The sequence below is a fragment of the Acinetobacter sp. CE-15 genome, assembly GCF_051059255.1.
In the GTDB taxonomy this organism is placed as follows: Bacteria; Pseudomonadota; Gammaproteobacteria; order Pseudomonadales; family Moraxellaceae; genus Acinetobacter; species Acinetobacter guillouiae.
Map to the genome: position 1 here is coordinate 2,555,525 of NZ_CP192737.1, position 18,423 is coordinate 2,573,947.

The 18,423-nt window shown below is 39.7% G+C and carries 18 protein-coding genes; 4 read left to right on the forward strand and 14 right to left on the reverse strand.

All coding sequences use genetic code 11. The features are described from left to right. Positions 1–4: 4 nt before the first annotated feature. The 10 genes from kdsB to ACQ7EO_RS11960 all read right to left on the reverse strand — a co-directional run bounded on the left by kdsB (position 5) and on the right by ACQ7EO_RS11960 (position 8,777). Positions 5–766 carry a 3-deoxy-manno-octulosonate cytidylyltransferase gene (gene kdsB, locus ACQ7EO_RS11915; protein WP_314337089.1) on the reverse strand — a complete coding sequence of 254 codons (762 nt, stop codon included), beginning with the start codon at positions 764–766 and terminating at the stop codon, positions 5–7. A gap of 4 nt (positions 767–770) precedes the next feature. Continuing rightward, positions 771–1,787 (reverse strand): tetraacyldisaccharide 4'-kinase, encoded by a 1,017-nt coding sequence (lpxK, locus tag ACQ7EO_RS11920; protein ID WP_034610207.1) that lies wholly within the window; start codon positions 1,785–1,787, stop codon positions 771–773. A 6-nt stretch (positions 1,788–1,793) separates the two neighbouring features. Further along, complete coding sequence (gene msbA, locus ACQ7EO_RS11925) at positions 1,794–3,524, reverse strand: lipid A export permease/ATP-binding protein MsbA (RefSeq protein WP_434277394.1); 1,731 nt, start codon at positions 3,522–3,524, stop codon at positions 1,794–1,796. 3 nt (positions 3,525–3,527) lie between these two features. After that, positions 3,528–3,950, reverse strand: a complete 423-nt coding sequence (locus ACQ7EO_RS11930) for an ExbD/TolR family protein (RefSeq protein ID WP_004821219.1) — start codon at positions 3,948–3,950, stop codon at positions 3,528–3,530. A 20-nt stretch (positions 3,951–3,970) separates the two neighbouring features. After that, complete coding sequence (locus ACQ7EO_RS11935) at positions 3,971–4,603, reverse strand: MotA/TolQ/ExbB proton channel family protein (protein ID WP_004821216.1); 633 nt, start codon at positions 4,601–4,603, stop codon at positions 3,971–3,973. Between the two features lie 35 nt (positions 4,604–4,638). Beyond that, a complete protein-coding gene (locus tag ACQ7EO_RS11940; RefSeq protein ID WP_004720851.1) occupies positions 4,639–5,529 on the reverse strand; it encodes a ParB/RepB/Spo0J family partition protein in 891 nt (296 codons plus the stop codon). Beyond that, positions 5,526–6,308, reverse strand: a complete 783-nt coding sequence (locus ACQ7EO_RS11945) for a ParA family protein (protein WP_270382250.1) — start codon at positions 6,306–6,308, stop codon at positions 5,526–5,528. Before ACQ7EO_RS11945 ends, ACQ7EO_RS11940 begins: the two co-directional genes overlap by 4 nt. A 24-nt stretch (positions 6,309–6,332) precedes the next feature. After that, positions 6,333–6,965 (reverse strand): 16S rRNA (guanine(527)-N(7))-methyltransferase RsmG, encoded by a 633-nt coding sequence (gene rsmG / locus ACQ7EO_RS11950; RefSeq protein ID WP_004821214.1) that lies wholly within the window; start codon positions 6,963–6,965, stop codon positions 6,333–6,335. Positions 6,966–7,071: 106 nt separating this feature from the next. After that, the gene (gene murU / locus ACQ7EO_RS11955) at positions 7,072–7,761 is read right to left on the reverse strand and encodes an N-acetylmuramate alpha-1-phosphate uridylyltransferase MurU (RefSeq protein WP_154130502.1); all 690 of its coding nucleotides are present in this window, start codon (positions 7,759–7,761) and stop codon (positions 7,072–7,074) included. Further along, positions 7,758–8,777, reverse strand: coding sequence for an aminoglycoside phosphotransferase family protein (locus tag ACQ7EO_RS11960; RefSeq protein ID WP_034610201.1), 1,020 nt, complete (start codon positions 8,775–8,777; stop codon positions 7,758–7,760). The genes murU and ACQ7EO_RS11960 overlap by 4 nt, the downstream gene beginning before the upstream one ends. Positions 8,778–8,896: 119 nt before the next feature. Between ACQ7EO_RS11960 and ACQ7EO_RS11965 the strand changes: the two genes are divergently transcribed. Together ACQ7EO_RS11965 and ACQ7EO_RS11970 are read left to right on the forward strand one after the other, a co-directional pair. Then, positions 8,897–11,347: an LPS-assembly protein LptD gene (locus ACQ7EO_RS11965; protein ID WP_434277397.1), complete on the forward strand. Its 2,451-nt coding sequence runs from the start codon at positions 8,897–8,899 to the stop codon at positions 11,345–11,347. Then, on the forward strand, positions 11,347–12,663 hold the full coding sequence (locus tag ACQ7EO_RS11970) for a peptidylprolyl isomerase (RefSeq protein ID WP_434277398.1): 1,317 nt from the start codon (positions 11,347–11,349) through the stop codon (positions 12,661–12,663). The genes ACQ7EO_RS11965 and ACQ7EO_RS11970 overlap by 1 nt, the downstream gene beginning before the upstream one ends. Before the next feature lie 133 nt (positions 12,664–12,796). Here ACQ7EO_RS11970 and hfq read toward each other — a convergent pair whose 3' ends face one another. The 4 genes from hfq to tsaE form a co-directional block, all read right to left on the reverse strand. Next, positions 12,797–13,312 (reverse strand): RNA chaperone Hfq, encoded by a 516-nt coding sequence (gene hfq / locus ACQ7EO_RS11975; RefSeq protein ID WP_004720864.1) that lies wholly within the window; start codon positions 13,310–13,312, stop codon positions 12,797–12,799. 90 nt (positions 13,313–13,402) lie between these two features. Next, a complete protein-coding gene (gene miaA / locus ACQ7EO_RS11980) occupies positions 13,403–14,347 on the reverse strand; it encodes a tRNA (adenosine(37)-N6)-dimethylallyltransferase MiaA (RefSeq protein ID WP_434277399.1) in 945 nt (314 codons plus the stop codon). 6 nt (positions 14,348–14,353) lie between these two features. After that, a complete protein-coding gene (gene mutL, locus ACQ7EO_RS11985) occupies positions 14,354–16,363 on the reverse strand; it encodes a DNA mismatch repair endonuclease MutL (RefSeq protein WP_434277400.1) in 2,010 nt (669 codons plus the stop codon). A gap of 65 nt (positions 16,364–16,428) precedes the next feature. Then, a complete protein-coding gene (gene tsaE / locus ACQ7EO_RS11990; RefSeq protein WP_434277401.1) occupies positions 16,429–16,887 on the reverse strand; it encodes a tRNA (adenosine(37)-N6)-threonylcarbamoyltransferase complex ATPase subunit type 1 TsaE in 459 nt (152 codons plus the stop codon). A gap of 146 nt (positions 16,888–17,033) precedes the next feature. Here tsaE and ACQ7EO_RS11995 point away from each other — a divergent pair, with 146 nt between their 5' ends. Together ACQ7EO_RS11995 and ACQ7EO_RS12000 are read left to right on the forward strand one after the other, a co-directional pair. Continuing rightward, entirely contained in the window at positions 17,034–17,951 is a 918-nt protein-coding gene (locus ACQ7EO_RS11995) for a pseudouridine synthase (protein WP_239045737.1), read from the forward strand. Between the two features lie 107 nt (positions 17,952–18,058). Then, positions 18,059–18,370: a type II toxin-antitoxin system RelB/DinJ family antitoxin gene (locus ACQ7EO_RS12000; RefSeq protein WP_004720870.1), complete on the forward strand. Its 312-nt coding sequence runs from the start codon at positions 18,059–18,061 to the stop codon at positions 18,368–18,370. The last annotated feature ends 53 nt before the right edge of the window (positions 18,371–18,423 follow it).

Sequence of the window (18,423 nt, forward strand, 5' to 3'; positions counted from 1 at the left end):
CAAGCTATTCAAAAACCGCTACATCCAAGGCGTTTAAGCGATCCAAATCTGCTTGAGTATCGACACCGGGTGGTAAGTTTACTTGTGCGATATCAATCGCAATACGATGTCCATTTTCTAAAACACGTAATTGCTCTAAGCTTTCCAACTGTTCTAAAATCCCCATATCCCAAGTGACATATTCTTGTAAAAGCTTGACACGGTAAGCGTATAAGCCCAAATGGCGATAAGCATGCTGATGTAGCTTTTGCTCAACCTGTTTAACACCCTCTCGATCATAAGGAATTTGTGCACGACTGAAATAAAGCGCTTCGTTGAACTTTGACATCACCACTTTCACAATGCTGTCACGCTGAAACTCGTCAAACTGATGTATCGGCTCACATAAGGTCGACATTGAACAATCCGCTTTCTGTGCCAGCAACTCAGCAACTTGAATCACCAATTGTGCAGGCAACAAAGGCTCATCACCCTGTACATTCACAATAATATCCTCGGCATCCCAACCTTTGATCCGAGCAACTTCACTTAAACGGTCTGTGCCCGAAGGATGATTCGGATCAGTCATCACAACATCCACACCTTCTGCTCGGCAAAGTGCTGCAATACGCGGGTCATCTGTCGCCACACAAAGATCATCAAAGCCCTGTACTTTTTTTGCTTGATCGACCACACGTAAAATCATGGCTCGCCCATGAATTTCTAAAAGAGGCTTACCGGGAAGGCGTGAACTGGCAAAACGCGCAGGAATAACAATATGTTTCATCAAATTAACCTTGTATTAGATCAATACCAAGTTGAGTAAGTTGTTGGTTGAGTAATAGATAACATTCATCAGACAAGACCGCTCCCACTGGAACCACCCAAATCTCACGACTAAATGTAGAATGATTTTTCAATAATGGTAAAAGCTTTACCGCATCTTTTTCAGTGGTAATAATTGGATTGTTATCTTCAAACTGCAAATCATCAATTTCATAATCATAATGGTCTGGAAATTCATGACATTGAAATTGAGTTACACCGATACTTTCCAAGGTGTTATAAAAGCGTTGCGGAAAACCAATTCCAACGACTGCATAATAATCAAGTGTAGGATCAAACTGCTCAGACTGGTCAAAACTTGGATTTAATAGATAAGGTTCAGTCACTTCTAAATGCATATTGAGAGCTGAATGCGGCTGATGCGCATGCTCAATCACGGTACCGTGTTTTAAACGGCTCACTGGCTCGCGTAAATAACCTTCAGGAAGTAGCTTCTGATTGCCCAAACCTCGGTTATTATCCAGTACAATCCATTCGATTTGACGCGCCAAAGCCCAATGCTGTAAACCATCATCACTGATGATTAAATCAAGTTCATAATGTTGCAGTAGTAACTCAATATTGGCTTGGCGATTACCACCCACCACCATGGGAACCTCAGTAGACTGAACAATTAAACAGGGTTCATCGCCCACTTGGTCAGGCACAGAATCTAAAGTAACCAGTGCAGGAAAAGGCCCTTGCCCCCCATAACCACGACTAATCACGCCAACGCGAACATGGTGATGTTGCAAATATTTCACCAACTGGATCAATAACGGTGTCTTCCCACTCCCGCCCACAGTAATATTTCCAATAATCATCACTGGGACAGGTGCTTGATAGGTTTTTTTTATACCTTTTTGATACAGTTGCTTATTTACCGTAAAACCGAACTGATATAACCATGACAATGGCCGCAATGCAATCAACCACTTGGACTGTTTATTCCAAGCATCTTGAATGATTTGCGCAATAGACATGTTCGATTATTCCTCAAAGTTACGTTCATACAATTGATAGTAAGCGCCATGCTTCGCCAATAACTCAGTATGAGTACCTTGCTCTATGATACGCCCTTTATCCATAACCACAATCTTATCCGCTTTTTCGATCGTGGATAGACGGTGAGCAATCACTATCGTGGTTCGATTTTGATCAAGCATCGCTTCATCAAATGCTTTTTGAATAAAGTGTTCAGACTCATTATCCAAAGCACTGGTGGCTTCATCAAGGATAAGAATGGGTGCATTTTTAAGGATTGCACGTGCAATGGCGATACGTTGACGTTGACCACCTGAAAGACTTAAGCCCTGCGCACCTAAAGGTGTGTCATAACCTTTTGGTAACTCCATAATAAAGTCATGTGCATAAGCTGCTTTAGCAGCGGCAATAATGGCTTCCTCAGAGGCATTTTCTAATTGACCGTATGCAATATTTTCACGCACTGTTCGATCAAATAACACAACTTGCTGGTTGACCATCGCAACTTGGGTACGCAAACAACTGAGTTCAATATCCTGAATAGGCAGTTGATCTAGATAAATTTGCCCTGCACTAATTTCTTGAAAGCGCACCAACATATTCACCAAAGACGACTTACCAGCACCTGAACGCCCAACCAAAGCAATGGTTTGGCCTGCTTGTATGTCTAATGAGAAATCATCAATCCCTTTTACATTATTTTTATAAATCAAAGACACATGATCAAACTTGATATTACCCAATAATTTTGGCGTTAAAGTTCCGGTATTTTCTTCTTGAGGCAGGTCTAGAACTTCAAATACAGAATATGCAGCCGCAATACCACGTTGTAATTTTTCATTGATATCTGTTAAATTTTTAATAGGCTTTGCTAACAATCCTGCTGCTGTGATATAGGCAACAAACTCGCCAGCTGAAGTATCGCCTAAGATTTGTGGACGTAATGCCAACCAAATAATGATACCTAGAGCAAAAGCCATGACCAATTGTACCAGTGGACTATTTAAGTTTTGTACAACCACCATTTTCAAACCACGTTTTAAGTTTTCTTCTGAAGACTTATAGAAACGTTTTTGTTCATTTTCCTCGCCAGCAAAGCTTTTGACAACCGCATTCGCACTGACTGTTTCTTGCACAATATGGTTCACATCCCCCATGGTATTTTGCACTTGAATAGACAGCTTACGCATGCGTTTTGAAGCTTTACGCACCAATAAACCAATAATCGGCATAAAGATAAAAATACACAAGGTTAAACGCCAATTGGTATACAGCAAATAACCCAATAAACCTAAAGCAATTGCACCATCACGAATTAATGTTTTTAACGATTCAGAGGAAGCTGCGGTTAACTGCTCCACGTTATACATAATTTTTGCAGTGATGTGACCTGATGAATTATCCAAATAATACTGTGCGGGTAGTTTTAACAGTTTGGCATAAACTTCTTGACGAATACTAAATACCAAACTTCTTGAGATGACTGCAGTAAAGTAGCCACCCATAAACAACCCTAAGCCACGGAAAAAAATCAACAAGATAATTAGCGCTGGAAACCAATCAAGATCTCCACGATTACCATCTTGAATTGCATCAATAATATATTTAAGTAATTTCGCTACAGAAACTTCAGTTGCCGCATTTACGCCAAATCCAATAATAACGAGTAAGGCTGCCCCCCAGTACGGCTTTAAATACGCCAAAAGACGGACATAGACCTTAAAATCTTGATTCACTAATTAATAACCTCGAGATGGAACTTTGGTACTGATATTGATGTTAACGAAACCGAGCTGTCCTGCGACATCCATCACTCGTATAACATCTTGATGCGTCGCTTTGGCATCTGCAGCAATCACAAACATCAGATCACGATTGTCATTTGCTGCTTGCTTAATTGCAGTACTTAAATCAGCCGACTCTTTACTCGAAAGTGCCTGCCCATTTACTGCATAATGCCCTGCCGAGTCTACCATGACTTCAATTTTATTTTTGTATTCTTTTGGCGGAACACCTTGTGCATCCGGTAAAGAAAGATTGATCCGACTTTGCTGGTTAAAGGTGGTGGTCAGTAATAAAATCACCAATATAAATAACAAGCAATCAATCAATGGCGTAAGATTGATATGAATATCTTCAACTGTTCTGCGTCTAAATTTCATGAAACACCCCTAAAACGGATTTAACCAGCTTTCTTTTTTTCATTTTCAAGGTGTTTCTGAAAAAATAAGGCGGCATGAAATAAAGTCGACTGTTGCTCGAGTTCAGCCACATATTCCTGAACTAGGCGCTGAAAATAACGGTAGGCAAATAGTGCTGGAATAGCAATTACCATACCCGCAGCTGTGGTAATTAATGCCTTAGAAATACCTGGAATCATCATGGTTGGATTGGCATTCGTACCTAAATCAATCACCAAAAAGGATTCGATAATCCCAATCACTGTACCCAATAGTCCCAATAACGGTGCAACAGCGCTCAATGTACCTAAGAAATTGATATTTTTTTCTAAATATCCAATTTCGCGCGAAGCAGTCGCTTCCATCTGAGCACGTGCAAATGCCTCGCCTTGAGCGTAAGCATCAATACCATCTTTAAAAATATAGCCCAATGCCGTTTGGCAAACCGCTTGATCTTGTTCCATTTCATCTAAAACATCGTCAACACTGCGGCCTTTTTGCATCATAAGCGACTTAGGTAGAACTAAAGATCGTTTCAGCCGTATAAATCTCTCGATTGAAATCGCAACAGTAAAAATTGAACATAAAACCAATGGCAGCATTAACCAACCGCCGGCTTTAACAAGTTCCCACATCTTTAGTTCCCCAAATTAATTAAATCGCTTAAACATTATTGTTCTGGTAAACAGATATTTAAAATTCCATCTAACTCATCAAGCGAGTTATAACTGATGACCAGCTTGCCTTTACCCTGTTTGTTATAGTCTAATTTTACACTGGCACTAAAGCGCTCTGACAGTTTCTGAGTCAGTTGTTGCACATCTGGCGCAAGTGGATCTTTAGATTTTTCCTGCTTTGGCGTATTCCAATCACGCACCAACTGCTCGGTTTGACGAACAGACAAACTCTTATCAATCACGATTTTTGCAATTTGCAATTGATCTTTAGCTTTTAGGGTCAATATCGCACGGGCGTGCCCCATGTCCAACAGACCTTGTTGCATTAAATCTTTGATTTCATCTTCTAGACTTAATAAACGCAATAAATTACTTACGGTAGTGCGTGCTTTACCTACAGTGTCTGCAATTTCTTGATGACTAAGCCCAAATTCTTCATGGAAGCGTTGTAATGCCAGTGCTTGATCAACTGGGTTTAAATCTTGACGCTGAATGTTTTCGATCAATGCCAAGGCAATCGCAACTTGATCGGTCAAATCACGCACAATTGCAGGGATTTCAGTCAAACCCGCCAATTGTGCCGCACGCCAACGACGTTCACCTGCAATGATTTCATAGGGAGTTTCGTCATTTTCAATCGGACGAATCACAATTGGCTGCATTACACCATGTTTTTTAATTGACGCTGCAAGTTCTTGTAAATCTTGCTCACCAATAAAACGACGGGGTTGATATGCGCCGCGTTTTAATTGAGTTACATCCATCTGTTTTAATTGGCCATGATCCAATGCTTGAACTTCAAGTTGTAATTTTTCTTTTTGGATTGAACCTAATAATGCATCTAAGCCACGACCCTTTGCCAACCCTCTTTTTTTCACGGTCATGCTTTATTTCCTTTTTTCACTTTACTCTTTTTCAACATTTCAGCTGCTAAATTTAAATATGCAATTGCACCTTTAGAGCTTTTCTCAAAATAAATAATCGGTAATCCATGTGCTGGCGCTTCGGCCAAGCGCACATTACGCGGAATCACTGTATCATAAAGTTTCTTACCAAAATACTGTTCTAATTCGGCAGAAACATCACGGGTGAGTGCATTACGTGCATCATACATGGTACGAAGCACCCCAATAATTTCCAATCCAGGGTTTAACGCCTGTTGAATTTTATCAATGGTCTGGGTCAGATCTGCCAATCCTTCTAATGCATAATACTCACATTGCATTGGAATAATCACTGCATCTACTGCGGCTAAAGCATTGACCGTAATTAAACTTAAACTTGGTGCACAATCAACAATAATATAATCAAAGTCTTTTTCAATTTGCTGTAAAGCGTTACGCAAAATAAACTCACGTCCATCTTGCTCTGCGATTGCCAGTTCAACACCTGCCAAATCACGATTTGAGCCAAGTACTTTATAACCGACTTCAGCTTTACTAATTGCAGTTTCAATCGGTACTTCACCCAGAAGTACATCGGTGACTGAATACAACAAATCATTTTTTTGAATACCCGACCCCATGGTAGCATTACCCTGAGAGTCCATATCCACTAATAAAACACGCTTTTTCAACACTGCCAAAGAGGCAGCCAAATTCACGGCTGTCGTGGTTTTACCTACGCCACCTTTCTGGTTTGCGATAGCAATAATTTGAGCCATGGTAACCCCAACCCTTAGTCTGTTTTAAATCTGTTTTAATAAAAGTAAATGACGTTGTTCGTCCAACCGAGGTACATGCAATTCAATAATGTCACAACTCCACTTGTCTTTTAAAGCATCAACTTCTTCAGTGGGAATCAAACCTTTCATTGACGCAATGATACTGCGTTCATGCATATAAGGTTTTGAAGCTGTCACAAAATCTGTCAATGAAGCAAATGCACGACTGGTGATCACATCAAATTGCCCTAGATCATGGATACTATCTTCATTTTCTACACGTGTCTGAACTGCGACAACATTTTTTAGTTTTAAATCTGCAATAAACTGTTTCAGAAAACGAATTTTCTTACCATTTGAATCCAACAAAACACATTGGCGTTCAGGTTGGCACAGTGCAATGATCATCCCTGGCATACCCCCGCCTGTACCAATATCGAGTAAACGACCAGCGGGTAAATCATTTAAAATACTTAAGCTATCCAATAAATGTTTAACCAACATTTCTTTTGGATCGCGAATCGCCGTTAAGTTATAAGCTTTGTTCCACAGGACGAGTGCATCTTGATATTGCAACAATAATCCTAATGCTTCATCACTAAGTTTTAAGCCAAGCTTTAGACTGCCTTGCTTTAACTCTTGAAAAAATGGATGCATGATCAAATAACATCTCTAAAAAGTTAGCTGAAAGTATACCTATTTCTCGCCCGTGGAACAGTAGTTAACGATGAGTTAATACGCACTTAGGCGTATTTATCCTCACTTAACTATACTCGCCCTGTCTTATTTGCAAATCCAAGGCTGTTAAACGCTCAGGTGTACCCACATCAACCCACGCTGCCTGCATTTTCTCAGCCGAGATTTTACCGTCTAGCATGCCTTGTTTAAGCAAGGGTGCAAGTGGTCTCTTACCCTGTTCCAGACCATCAAACATTTTTGGGTTAATCACAGCGACACCACTATAAGTTAAATTTTCACCTTGCTGATTTTGTTCAAAGGTATAAGCCCGACCATTTGCCAAGGTAAAATCGCCCTGAGGATGCTGTTCAGGATTATTGACAAAAACCAAATGTGCAAGATCATCGGCAAGATTGATATCTAACAATGATGCAAAATCAAAAGTGGTCCATACATCACCATTGACCAGAATAAAAGGTTGATCACCGAGAAGCGCTAAGGCATTGATAATCCCACCTGCGGTTTCCAAGCCCTCATCTTCACGCGTCCAGCGTATAGTCACACCAAATTGTGAGCCATCACCCAAGGTACCAATCAGAATATCTGCCAGCCATGCAGAATTAATCACGATTTCAGTCACACCGATTTTTTTTAATTTTTCTATATGCCATACAATCAGTGCCTTGCCGCCGACTTCTAATAAAGGCTTTGGCTTATAGAGGGTCAGAGGTCGCATTCTATTGCCTAGCCCCGCAGCTAAAATCATTGCTTTCATGCTGCAATCACCTCATATACGCCATATTTTTCTTCAAATTTTGGTAAAACCCGTGCATGAATAAAATGCATAAACGGTTGTAATTCTGGGTAAGGTTTTGATTCTTCCAATAAGTACCACATGACACGAGGCAAGTCTTTGAGATAACCAGATTTACCATCACGCTCAAACAAACGCACAAAAATACCTAAAATTTTGATATGGCGCTGAATTGCCATAAAGTCAGCATCTTGTTTGAATTGATCAAAATCACGATCTTGCTTGGCAGTTTCTGGTAACAAGTCATAAAACACTTTAAACCATCCATACACACGCTCAGGACCCCACTGTACGTAGGCATCACGGGTAATCGAAATCAAGTCATAGGTGTCCGCACCAATCACTGCATCTTGAAAATCAATCACGCCTTGGTCTTTCTCAGCTTCAAGAATCATCAGATTACGACTATGGAAATCACGATGTACGATTACTTGAGGTTGTGCCAAAGCTGCATTGGCAAGAATAGCAAAAGTTCGTTTAATTAACCCAAGCTCTTCATCTGTTACTTGAATAGCTAATGATGGCAACAACCAATCCGTTAACAATTCCATTTCTGAGATCAGCTTTTCATAGGCATATGCTGGCAAGTGCGATGAATCAGCAGCAATAGACTGCAACTGCACCAACTGCTTAAAACTTTGCGCATAATGTGCATCTACCGTTTGATCATTCAATTGTGTAGATAACAATACATCGCCAAAATCTTCAAGTAACAACAAACCTTGATCTAAATCCTTGGCAACAATATGAGGTACACGCACCCCATTTGTGTCAAAGAATTCATCAATCGCAACAAAAGGACGACAATCTTCCTTCTCAGGAGGTGCATCCATAAGCATAAATGTTTTATTATTCAAGGTAATTCGTGCATAACGACGGAAACTCGCATCGCCTGCTAAAAAATTGATTTCAAATTGATCTGAACTGAGTACAGATGTTAACCATGTTTGTATCAATTGTTCACGTTGTGTATTCATTTGCAATTTAATCTAATTCAGGCTGAATTTTTGAAGTGCTAAGTGTAGCTACTTATCGACTTTTTCTCTATGATGCGACAATAATTAATTGCGATTAGCATATTTGGTTAACGAGACAAATGAAGCATCAGTTTAAATTTAATCCTTTAGCGACTGCTATTTTGACACTTCTTTGTGGAAGTTCAGTATCCAGCTATGCTGAATCGACAGACACTGTTTCTGAAGTTAATAATAAGCAACTGAATGCAGCCATCAAAGAAAGCTTTGCAGGGCAAAATTTCTTTGAACAATATTATGTGGACAAAAACTCACCTGAAGCACAGGTACGTGATTTAAAAAATCCAAGTACCCGTTATTGTGAAGGTGTCTGGGTTACACCTTTTAGCACTCAAGCTAAATCAACAAACCCAGAAGAAGCGTCATCTGTGATTACCGCAGATAATGGTTATTACAATCCCAATGGTGACTCTTTCCTGTCTGGTGATGTGGTCATTGACCAATCTGGACGTATGATTCGCGCCGATGAAGTGACCATTGATAAAACACAAACTTTCGCCAAAGCGAAAGGCAATGTACAAATGGCACAAGGTGGTATCATCGCGCAAAGTGATCAAATCGATTACAACCTGAAAGATGAAACTGGGCAGCTAAATAATAGTTTCTATATTGCAGAATTGACCCATGCACATGGTCATGCAGAAAAAATAGAAAGAACTTCGCCAACCAATATTATCCTTGAAAATGCCACCTACACCACCTGCCCACCCGATGAAAAACCCACTTGGAAAATTCAGGCCAATAAAATTGAATTGGATCAAGATACTGGTCGAGGTGTAACGCGTGGCACCAAACTCTATGTTAAGGATGTGCCTGTACTCGCAGTTCCATATTTTAACTTCCCAATCGATGACCGCCGTACTACGGGGATTTTAAATCCTAGTTTTGGCTTTACCAATGATGGTGGTTTTGAACTCGCAGTTCCCGTTTATTTAAATTTGGCGCCCAACTATGATGCCACTATTACACCACGGCTGATTACTGACCGCGGTCTTATGGCTCAAGGTGAGTTTCGTTATTTAACTGAGAACTTTGGTGCTGGTAGCGTTTGGGGAAGTTACTTACCTTCTGACCGTGATTATAATGATGAAGATCGTAAAGACCTGCATTTTCTGCACAAGTGGGATATCACTAAACAATGGTCAACCAACTTAGAATATAACTATGTTTCTGATAAAGATTTTTTCTCAGATCTAGATAATAACCCAAACACTCGTACAGAGCTGAACCAACGTCGCGCATGGGAACTCAACTACAATCACGGTATTCCAGGCTTAAAAGCTCAGCTTAAAGTTGAGGACTTCCAAACCCTTGATAAAACCATCAAAGATGTAGATAAGCCATATGCCCGCCTACCACAGTTTTTACTGAACTATGTTGCTGGAAATCCGCAAGGTTTGGAATACGAATTTAACAACGATACTGCGTATTTCCAAAAAGACATCAATGATGCCGATTATAACAACCAGCCAAGTGGTACACGTTTATATAACCAATTTGCGACACGTTATAATTTCCGTAATCCATGGTCTTTTGTGATTCCCGAAGTCTCTGTTCGGAGTTTAAATACTTTCTATGATCAAACCACTGTAGATCAACTTAATTTAAATAACCAAAGCCAAGATAGCAAAAACAAATCCGTTGTTGTTCCTCAATTTACTTTGGATACGGGTCTAACTTTTGAAAAGGACGGAAAATTCCTCCAAACCATTACACCTCGCGCTTTCTATGCGTATGCACCATATAAAAATCAAACAGGTTATCCAAACTTTGATTCAACAACAGCTTCTATCAGCTATGATCAATTGTTTAGCCCATACCGCTTTTATGGACATGACCGTTTAGAAGACAATAACTTTTTATCTCTTGGTTTAAGTTATAGCTTATTTGATACAGTCGGCTTAGAGCGCTTAAGAGCCAGTATTGGTCAAAGTTATTATTTTGATGATCGAAAAGTTACTTTACTCAACAATACAGATGATTTAGACAGAGAAAAACATACCGGTCCTGTGCTGAGCCTTTCTAGCCAACTTTCACAAAACTTCACACTGAGCACCAATTCAGCGTGGATGTCAAATGGTGATAGCGCTCAACATGACTTCCAATTGTATTATACAGGCCAACGCGGAAACCTTTATAACGTTGGTTATTTTTATCGCAACAACCTCCCTGACCGTCAACGTGCATATGATCAAGCAGTTGCATCATTTATACAGCCTGTAAAAGACAACTGGCGTATTATGGGACATGTTCAATATGACCTTGACAACCATGTCGCACGCGAATATTTATTGGGTGTGAATTATGAATCTTGTTGTTGGGGAATTTCCGTCTATGGTCGCTCGTACTTTAATGATCTAGATGACGTTTCTCTTCCTGATACAAAGCCAAAACGCGCAGTGATGGCTGAGATCACACTAAAAGGACTTGGTGGTTTGAACAACAAGTTAAGTTCATTACTTGAAAATCGTATTTTAGGTTTTGATAAAGCTAATCAATCTTGGACACATTAATGAAGACGCAAAAATTTAAAAAATTATTTAAAGCATCAACCTTAGCTTTACTCATCTCCACCTCGGTATCAGTTTATGCTGCTCCGCAGGACCAAATCATTGCAATTGTTGGTTCTACAGCAATTTTAAAAAGTGATTTAGACCAAGGTGTTGCTGAAGCGACACATCGACTTCAGGCACAAAAGAAAGAAATCCCACCACAAAACATTCTGCAACAGCAAGTACTGAGTCAGCTCATCACCCATGATGCACAGCTTGAACAAGTGAAGAAGTATGGCTTAAAAGCAGATGAAAAAAGCTTAAATGAAGCCGTATTGAAAGTTGCCCAACAATCTGGTGCAAATTCTTTAGAAGCTTTTCAAAAAAAATTAGATGCTGTTGCACTAGGTACCTATGAATTACTACGTAACCGTGTTGCAGAAGATTTACTCATTCAACGATTGAGTCAACAACAAGTGATGTCTCGTATCAAGATCACTGACCTTGATGTTGAAAACTTCTTAAAATCACCTGAAGGTCAAGCTGCTGTTGGTAGTCAAGTCCATGTACTACATATGCGTATTTCAGGAGAAGCGCCTGCAAGCGAGTTAGAAAGTATTGCAAAAGCAGTCCGTACTGACTTAAAAGATAGCAATGACGTTAAAAGCATAGAAAAGAAATTTAGCACAGCTCAAGTTAAAGTTGATGGTGCTGATATGGGCTTCCGTCCGCTTTCAGATATTCCAACAGATCTTGCTGCACGTGTTACTACCCTTGAGCCAGGACAAACTACTGACTTAATTCCAGCAAAAGACGGCGTTCATGTTTTAAAATTATTAGAAAAAAAATCGAATGAGCAAAAAGCTTTAGTTCCGCAATTTAATACGCGTCATATTTTGATTAAAACATCAGAAGTTGTTAGCCCCGAAAATGCAAAGCAAACCATTGACAGTATTTATAACCGCTTAAAAGCGGGCGATGATTTTGCTACGCTTGCTTCAACCTATTCAAATGACCCTGGTTCTGCTCGTGATGGCGGAAGTCTGGGTTGGGTAAGCCCTGGTATGATGGTTCCTGAATTTGACAAACTTATGCAGAGTTCGCCAGTCAACGAAATCAGCAAACCATTTCAAACTCAGTTTGGCTGGCATATTCTCCAAGTTACAGGCACACGTCAACAAGATATGACCTCAGAGTACCAAAAGCGTATGGCTCGCCAAATTTTAGGTGAACGTCAATTCGAATCAGAATATGACGGCTGGTTAAGAGAGTTACGTGCAAATACTTACATTGAAATCAAAGACCCAAGCCTAGATCCAAAGAAAAATGAAAGTTAAGTCTATGCTAAGTCGTTAAATTAAAAACCAGTGCTTTTGCACTGGTTTTTTTCTCTCTAAATTTAGCAGCACCAATAAAAAAGAGACGCCAATTTGGCGTCTCTTTTACAATCGTTCTTGTTAAATCAAGAAATTAACGATTGTTTTCATCTTCTTGTGAATCTTCAAATTTTGTTTCGCCGCCAAAGTCAGTACCTTGACCGCCGAAGCCACCTTGACCACCGAAGCCGCCTTGACCACCGAAGCCACCTTGACCGCCGAAGCCACCTTGGCTACCGAAACCACCTTGACCACCGAAACCGCCTTGTTGACCACCAAAGCCGCCTTGTTGACCACCGAAGCCGCCTTGACCACCGAAGCCACCAGCTTGACCGCCGAAGCCGCCAGCTTGACCGCCGAAGCCACCAGCAGCGCCTTGAGCACCAGCAGGAGCACCAGCTGGACGTGGATTACGTGCAGGTACTACAGTTGAAATAGCATGCTTATAAACCATTTGGCTTACTGTGTTTTTCAACAAAACAACATACTGGTCAAAAGATTCAATATGACCTTGTAATTTAATACCGTTTACAAGAAAAATAGAAACAGGAATACGTTCTTTACGGAGAGAATTTAAGAACGGATCTTGTAAAGTTTGACCTTTAGACATTTTATACTCCAAAAAAAATTAAAATCAGCGCAAAAACTACCTTTATTTTTCAATTAAAATTTATAAAAAAGGTAGTTGTTAAATTTTGCTTTATCCGTATAAGTTTCGCAAGTCTTCTTGTGCTTGGTTTATCGTAAAAAAAGTTTGAAAAGAGTGTGTTTCTTGCAAAGATCGTAACCATGTGTATTGACGTTTTGCTAATTGTCGTGTCGCAAATAGTGCTTTATCCTTCATTTGACGCTCACTTTCTTGACTCAAATCACTGTTTTTTAAAAAATCTATCGCTTGTCGGTATCCAACAGAGCGTGAAGAAGGTAAATTTTCTTCGAGATCGTATTTTTTCATAAGATTTTCAACCTCATTTAAAAATCCGATTTCCCACATTTTTTCCAAACGAAGTTCAATTCTCTTGTGCAGCTCAAGGCGATCAGGCAATAAAGCATAATTATGAAAATCATATCGGTACGGTCGATTCTTCGGTTGTTCCGCCTGTAGTTGAGTAATCGGACGACCAGTAATTTTATACACTTCTAAAGCGCGAATGATTCTTTGCTTATCACTGACTTTAAATTTTTCACCTGCCAATACATCAACAGATTTTAATTCATCATACACCGATTGCCAGCCTTCCGTTTCACCTTTTAACTCAATCGCAGCACGAATCGCGTAATCAGCACTCGGTAAATTTGTAGAAAGCCCCTCAAGCAACGCTTTAAAATATAGCATTGTACCGCCAACTAAAATAGGTGTTTTACCGCGTGCATGGATATCATCAATCAGTTGACAAGCATCCTCGACAAATTCAGCAGCGGAATAAACCTCAAGTGGGGTAATAATATCAATCAAATGATGCGGATAACGCTCCTGCTCCGCTTTGGTCGGCTTTGCAGTACCAATATCCATATCTTTATAGACCAAGGCAGAATCTACAGAAATGAGCTCATAATTCCCATGATCATACAGTTCACATGCCAAAGCAGTTTTACCGCTTGCGGTTGGTCCCATTAAATTGATGACGGGCAATTGATTTGACATGTACAACTACTCTCCTCGAGCAAATAATTTATCTAATTGGGGTAATGGAAATGCACGCCATGTTGGTCGACCATGATTACACTGACTGGCAAATTCTGTGTGTTCCATTTGACGCAACAAAGCATTCATTTCGGAAAGACTCAGCATTCGATGAGCACGCACTGCACCATGGCATGCCATGCCTGCTAAAATTTGATCACGCTTTTGCTGTAGCGCCTGCGCTTCATCATTTGGATCTAAATCATTGAGTAATTCAGGTACCAAGGATTCAAGATCTGCTTTATGTAAAATCGCAGGCACACCACGTACAATCACTTGATCATCACCATATTGATCGATTTCTAGGCCTAAGCGTTCCAACTGTGGTTTTAAATCATCAACACGGGTTGCCTGCATACGGGTAATCGAAATAACTTTAGGAATAAGCAACTGTTGTGAGGTCCAAAATTCTGGTTTATCCCATGCAGATTTCATTTGTTGTAGCAAAATACGTTCATGCGCTGCATGCATATCGACAATAATCAGGCCTTCCGTATTCTGTGCAAGAATGTAAATTCCATGTAATTGCGCTATTGCAATTCCCAACGGATATTCATCAACCTGATGGGCCTGTTTATTTTGAATCTCTTGTACAGATCGCTCATAGGACGCTTGATCTGTTAATTCTTGATCAGCATCCCCAGACTCACGTAAGGGGGCTAAATAGCTTTTCAAGGCGTTATTGAGTTGTTGAGTGCCACGATACTGCTGTTGTGGTTCATAGTGGGAATAATTGACTGTTTGGGCTTGTGTATCCCTAAAATCTGTTAGACCACTATGCTGAATAGACCCATCTGAATTGCTTCGGCTATTTTGATCACTTACATGTTGCTCAGCTGGCGCATTGCGATGTAAAGGAAATTGTTCCTGATAGCGTGGCTGCGCTGACAATGCTTGATTTTCTGTTGCTCCATCCTGCTTCATTGCAGAAGATAAATCCGCAGTTGCAGTTTGGAATTGAGATAAGGTGTCTTTAGCAAAATGTCGTACAAACTCATGTACTTCACGCTGATTAAGGAAGCGGATTTCATGTTTAGTTGGATGCACATTGACATCAATATTTTCAGGATCAACTTCTAAAAACAGCAAATACGCTGCATGTTGATGTCCATGCAAAATACCATCATATGCCATACGCAAAGCATGAGAAATGGTTTTATCTTTGACAATACGACCATTCACATAGACATATTGCAAATCGGCTTGTGCTCGCGCATCTGAAGGATGTCCTAACCACCCTGATAAACGCATACTAATACTGTCTGCATCTATCCAGTAAGCATTTTCAGTAAATTGGCGCCCCAATAATTGCTGTACCCGTTGAAATCTTAGCTCACCACTATCTGCAATCGGCAAATTAAGACGAATGTTGTCATTATGTTCTAAAACAAAGCGGATATCGAAATGCGTAAGCGCCATTCGACGTACAATTTCTTCAATATGACCAAATTCAGTACTTGGTTTCTTTAAAAATTTACGCCGCGCAGGCACATTAAAAAACAAATCCTGAATACGGATATGTGTACCTTGTTGGGTTGCTACCGCTTGAATATCTTGATGGTCAAATGCTGTACCATTAACTTCCAGTTGGTAACCGACACCTGAATCATCCTGACTACTGGTTAAGGTTAAACGCGAAACCGCTGCGATTGAGGCAAGCGCCTCTCCACGAAAGCCCAAACTCACAATTGCATGTAAATCTTCAGCAGATTGAATTTTACTGGTTGCATGACGGGTGACTGAAAGTGCTAGATCCTCAGCGTGAATACCTCGACCATTGTCAATAATTTCAATCAGGGTACTGCCGCCATTTGCCACACGAATAATCAGCTCAGTCGCACCTGCATCAATCGAGTTTTCAAGCAACTCTTTCACTACAGATGATGGTCGTTCAATCACCTCACCTGCAGCAATTTGGTTGGCCAGTGCTGGATCTAAGTTTTGGATACGTCTTAAACTGATATCTTCGCGTTGCATTCAATTAACCTAAAAATTTAAATAAATTAAAATATATGATGGGCTTAAAATGCTGAAAACATTGATCAAGTCAACGCTTCAATCAATTCAGCAGAAATACTTTCAATGACCACTTCTCGTGCAGCTTCATCTTCTGTTTTTAAAATGCGAATGACATGATCTGGCTGTGGAATTTCATCACCGCCCTTAGAAGGCCATTCAAACAAGAATAAAGCATTCTCGATCTCTAAATAATCACGAATACCCATCAATTCAAGCTCATAAGGATCATTTAAACGGTATAAGTCAAAATGAAACACCTCTTTCGCATTGATATTATAAGGTTCCACCAAGGTATATGTTGGACTTTTAACCGCACCCTGATGGCCTAAACTTTGCAACCAATAGCGTGTAAGTGTGGTTTTACCTGCCCCCAAGTCACCGATTAAATAAATCACGCCTTTTGCAATATGTTGAGCTAACTTTTCTGCCAACATTTGGGTGTCTTGTTCATTGCTCAGACTTAATTTATATGAATATTGCATAACGCTCACGACATGATTCAAACCAGACAATATGATAGCATTGCGTGACTTTAAAACCTATGTTGCATTGTTTAGAAATCATGTTTTGATACTTTCCAACACGCTTAGACAACTCACTTTAAACTTATCTGCATAAAAATACGCTTATGAAACCCGCCACCCCTGTTTCAGAATATCAACCGCCAATGAGAGATGGTGTAACTGCATCAAAAGTTTATCTCCCCAAGCGAGCAGATTTACCTAAAAATTTATTCAGTTATTTATGTGAGCATTTTCCACATATTCCAGCCAATGAATGGCAACAACGTTTTCAAGACCAACTCATCATCGATATGCAAGGTCAAGCATTAACTGTTGATCAGCCTTATCTAGAGAATACCCATCTTTACTACTATCGATTTTTACCCCATGAAATTCATGTGCCATTTCAAGAAAAGATATTGTTTGAAAATGAAGATTTAATCGTGGTAGACAAGCCTCACTTTTTAACCATCAGTCCTTCTGGGCAATATATACAAGAAACCTTATTAGTTCGTTTAAAAAAAACCACAAACAACCCAGACCTTACCCCAATTCATCGCTTAGATCGGGAAACTGCTGGCGTTGTATTGTTTTCCAAACGGTCTCAAACACGCGGTTTATATCAACAAATGTTTGCTGAGCGACAAGTCAATAAGACCTATCAAGCGATTGCTCAATTCAATGCTAATTTAAAATTTCCATGTGCTGTGGACTTGAGAATGGAAAAGGGCGAACCCTTTTACACCATGAAAGTTGTTGAGGGAAAATCAAACTCATATACCGAAATTGATCTGATTGAACACAATCAAATTTGGGCAAAATACTTACTAAAGCCGACTACAGGTAAACAACATCAATTACGGGTGCATTTAAATTGGTTAAATATTCCAATTAAAAACGATCCTTTTTATCCGCAAGTTCTACATAAAGATGCTGCTGATTTTTCACAACCTTTACAGCTATTAGCCAAGAAAATTGAGTTCCTTGATCCGATTACACAAGCTGAATATTGCTTTTGTTCTGACTATGAATTGACACTGTAATTTTGACGTAATGACAAATATATGACTTTTTGACGATTAAGCATTGAAATTCCGAAAGCTTTGATTAAAATAAGCATTCAAACTCAAATTTTGTTTGGTCACTATTCATGAGAAAAACCGAAGTCTATCAAGTACGTCTTGATTCACAAGAAAAAAAACTAGCATTTGCTGTTTTTAAACAATTGGGGATTACGCCTGCACAAGCAGTTCGACTGTTTTTTAAACAAGTTGTCATCACAAAATCCATCCCTTTCGCCATAGAAAATCAAAATATCAATATGGATCAGTTATTCAAGCTGAGAAAACTTAAGCAAGACCAACAAAACGGACAACTGAATTCTTCTGTTGATTTAAATGATGACGATGAAGATCTATTTGCAGAGTTAAATGCCATCTTGGGTGAAAGTGACAAAAAATAACACTGTCGCATTTTTAAACAAATAATTAAGTTTACTTTTCTATTTTTTGGTTA

Bases quoted from the DNA above. Each gene is read 5' to 3' on its own strand.
- ACQ7EO_RS11965 (WP_434277397.1), top strand. From the start codon at position 8,897: ATGAAGCATCAGTTTAAATTTAATCCTTTAGCGACTGCTATTTTGACA.
- ACQ7EO_RS12000 (WP_004720870.1), top strand. From the start codon at position 18,059: ATGAGAAAAACCGAAGTCTATCAAGTACGTCTTGATTCACAAGAAAAA.
- ACQ7EO_RS11940 (WP_004720851.1), bottom strand. From the start codon at position 5,529: ATGACCGTGAAAAAAAGAGGGTTGGCAAAGGGTCGTGGCTTAGATGCA.
- ACQ7EO_RS11935 (WP_004821216.1), bottom strand. From the start codon at position 4,603: ATGTGGGAACTTGTTAAAGCCGGCGGTTGGTTAATGCTGCCATTGGTT.
- lpxK (WP_034610207.1), bottom strand. From the start codon at position 1,787: ATGTCTATTGCGCAAATCATTCAAGATGCTTGGAATAAACAGTCCAAG.
- murU (WP_154130502.1), bottom strand. From the start codon at position 7,761: ATGAAAGCAATGATTTTAGCTGCGGGGCTAGGCAATAGAATGCGACCT.
- ACQ7EO_RS11960 (WP_034610201.1), bottom strand. From the start codon at position 8,777: ATGAATACACAACGTGAACAATTGATACAAACATGGTTAACATCTGTA.
- ACQ7EO_RS11970 (WP_434277398.1), top strand. From the start codon at position 11,347: ATGAAGACGCAAAAATTTAAAAAATTATTTAAAGCATCAACCTTAGCT.
- rsmG (WP_004821214.1), bottom strand. From the start codon at position 6,965: ATGCATCCATTTTTTCAAGAGTTAAAGCAAGGCAGTCTAAAGCTTGGC.
- mutL (WP_434277400.1), bottom strand. From the start codon at position 16,363: ATGCAACGCGAAGATATCAGTTTAAGACGTATCCAAAACTTAGATCCA.
- kdsB (WP_314337089.1), bottom strand. From the start codon at position 766: ATGAAACATATTGTTATTCCTGCGCGTTTTGCCAGTTCACGCCTTCCC.
- hfq (WP_004720864.1), bottom strand. From the start codon at position 13,312: ATGTCTAAAGGTCAAACTTTACAAGATCCGTTCTTAAATTCTCTCCGT.
- tsaE (WP_434277401.1), bottom strand. From the start codon at position 16,887: ATGCAATATTCATATAAATTAAGTCTGAGCAATGAACAAGACACCCAA.
- ACQ7EO_RS11995 (WP_239045737.1), top strand. From the start codon at position 17,034: ATGAAACCCGCCACCCCTGTTTCAGAATATCAACCGCCAATGAGAGAT.
- ACQ7EO_RS11930 (WP_004821219.1), bottom strand. From the start codon at position 3,950: ATGAAATTTAGACGCAGAACAGTTGAAGATATTCATATCAATCTTACG.
- miaA (WP_434277399.1), bottom strand. From the start codon at position 14,347: ATGTCAAATCAATTGCCCGTCATCAATTTAATGGGACCAACCGCAAGC.
- ACQ7EO_RS11945 (WP_270382250.1), bottom strand. From the start codon at position 6,308: ATGGCTCAAATTATTGCTATCGCAAACCAGAAAGGTGGCGTAGGTAAA.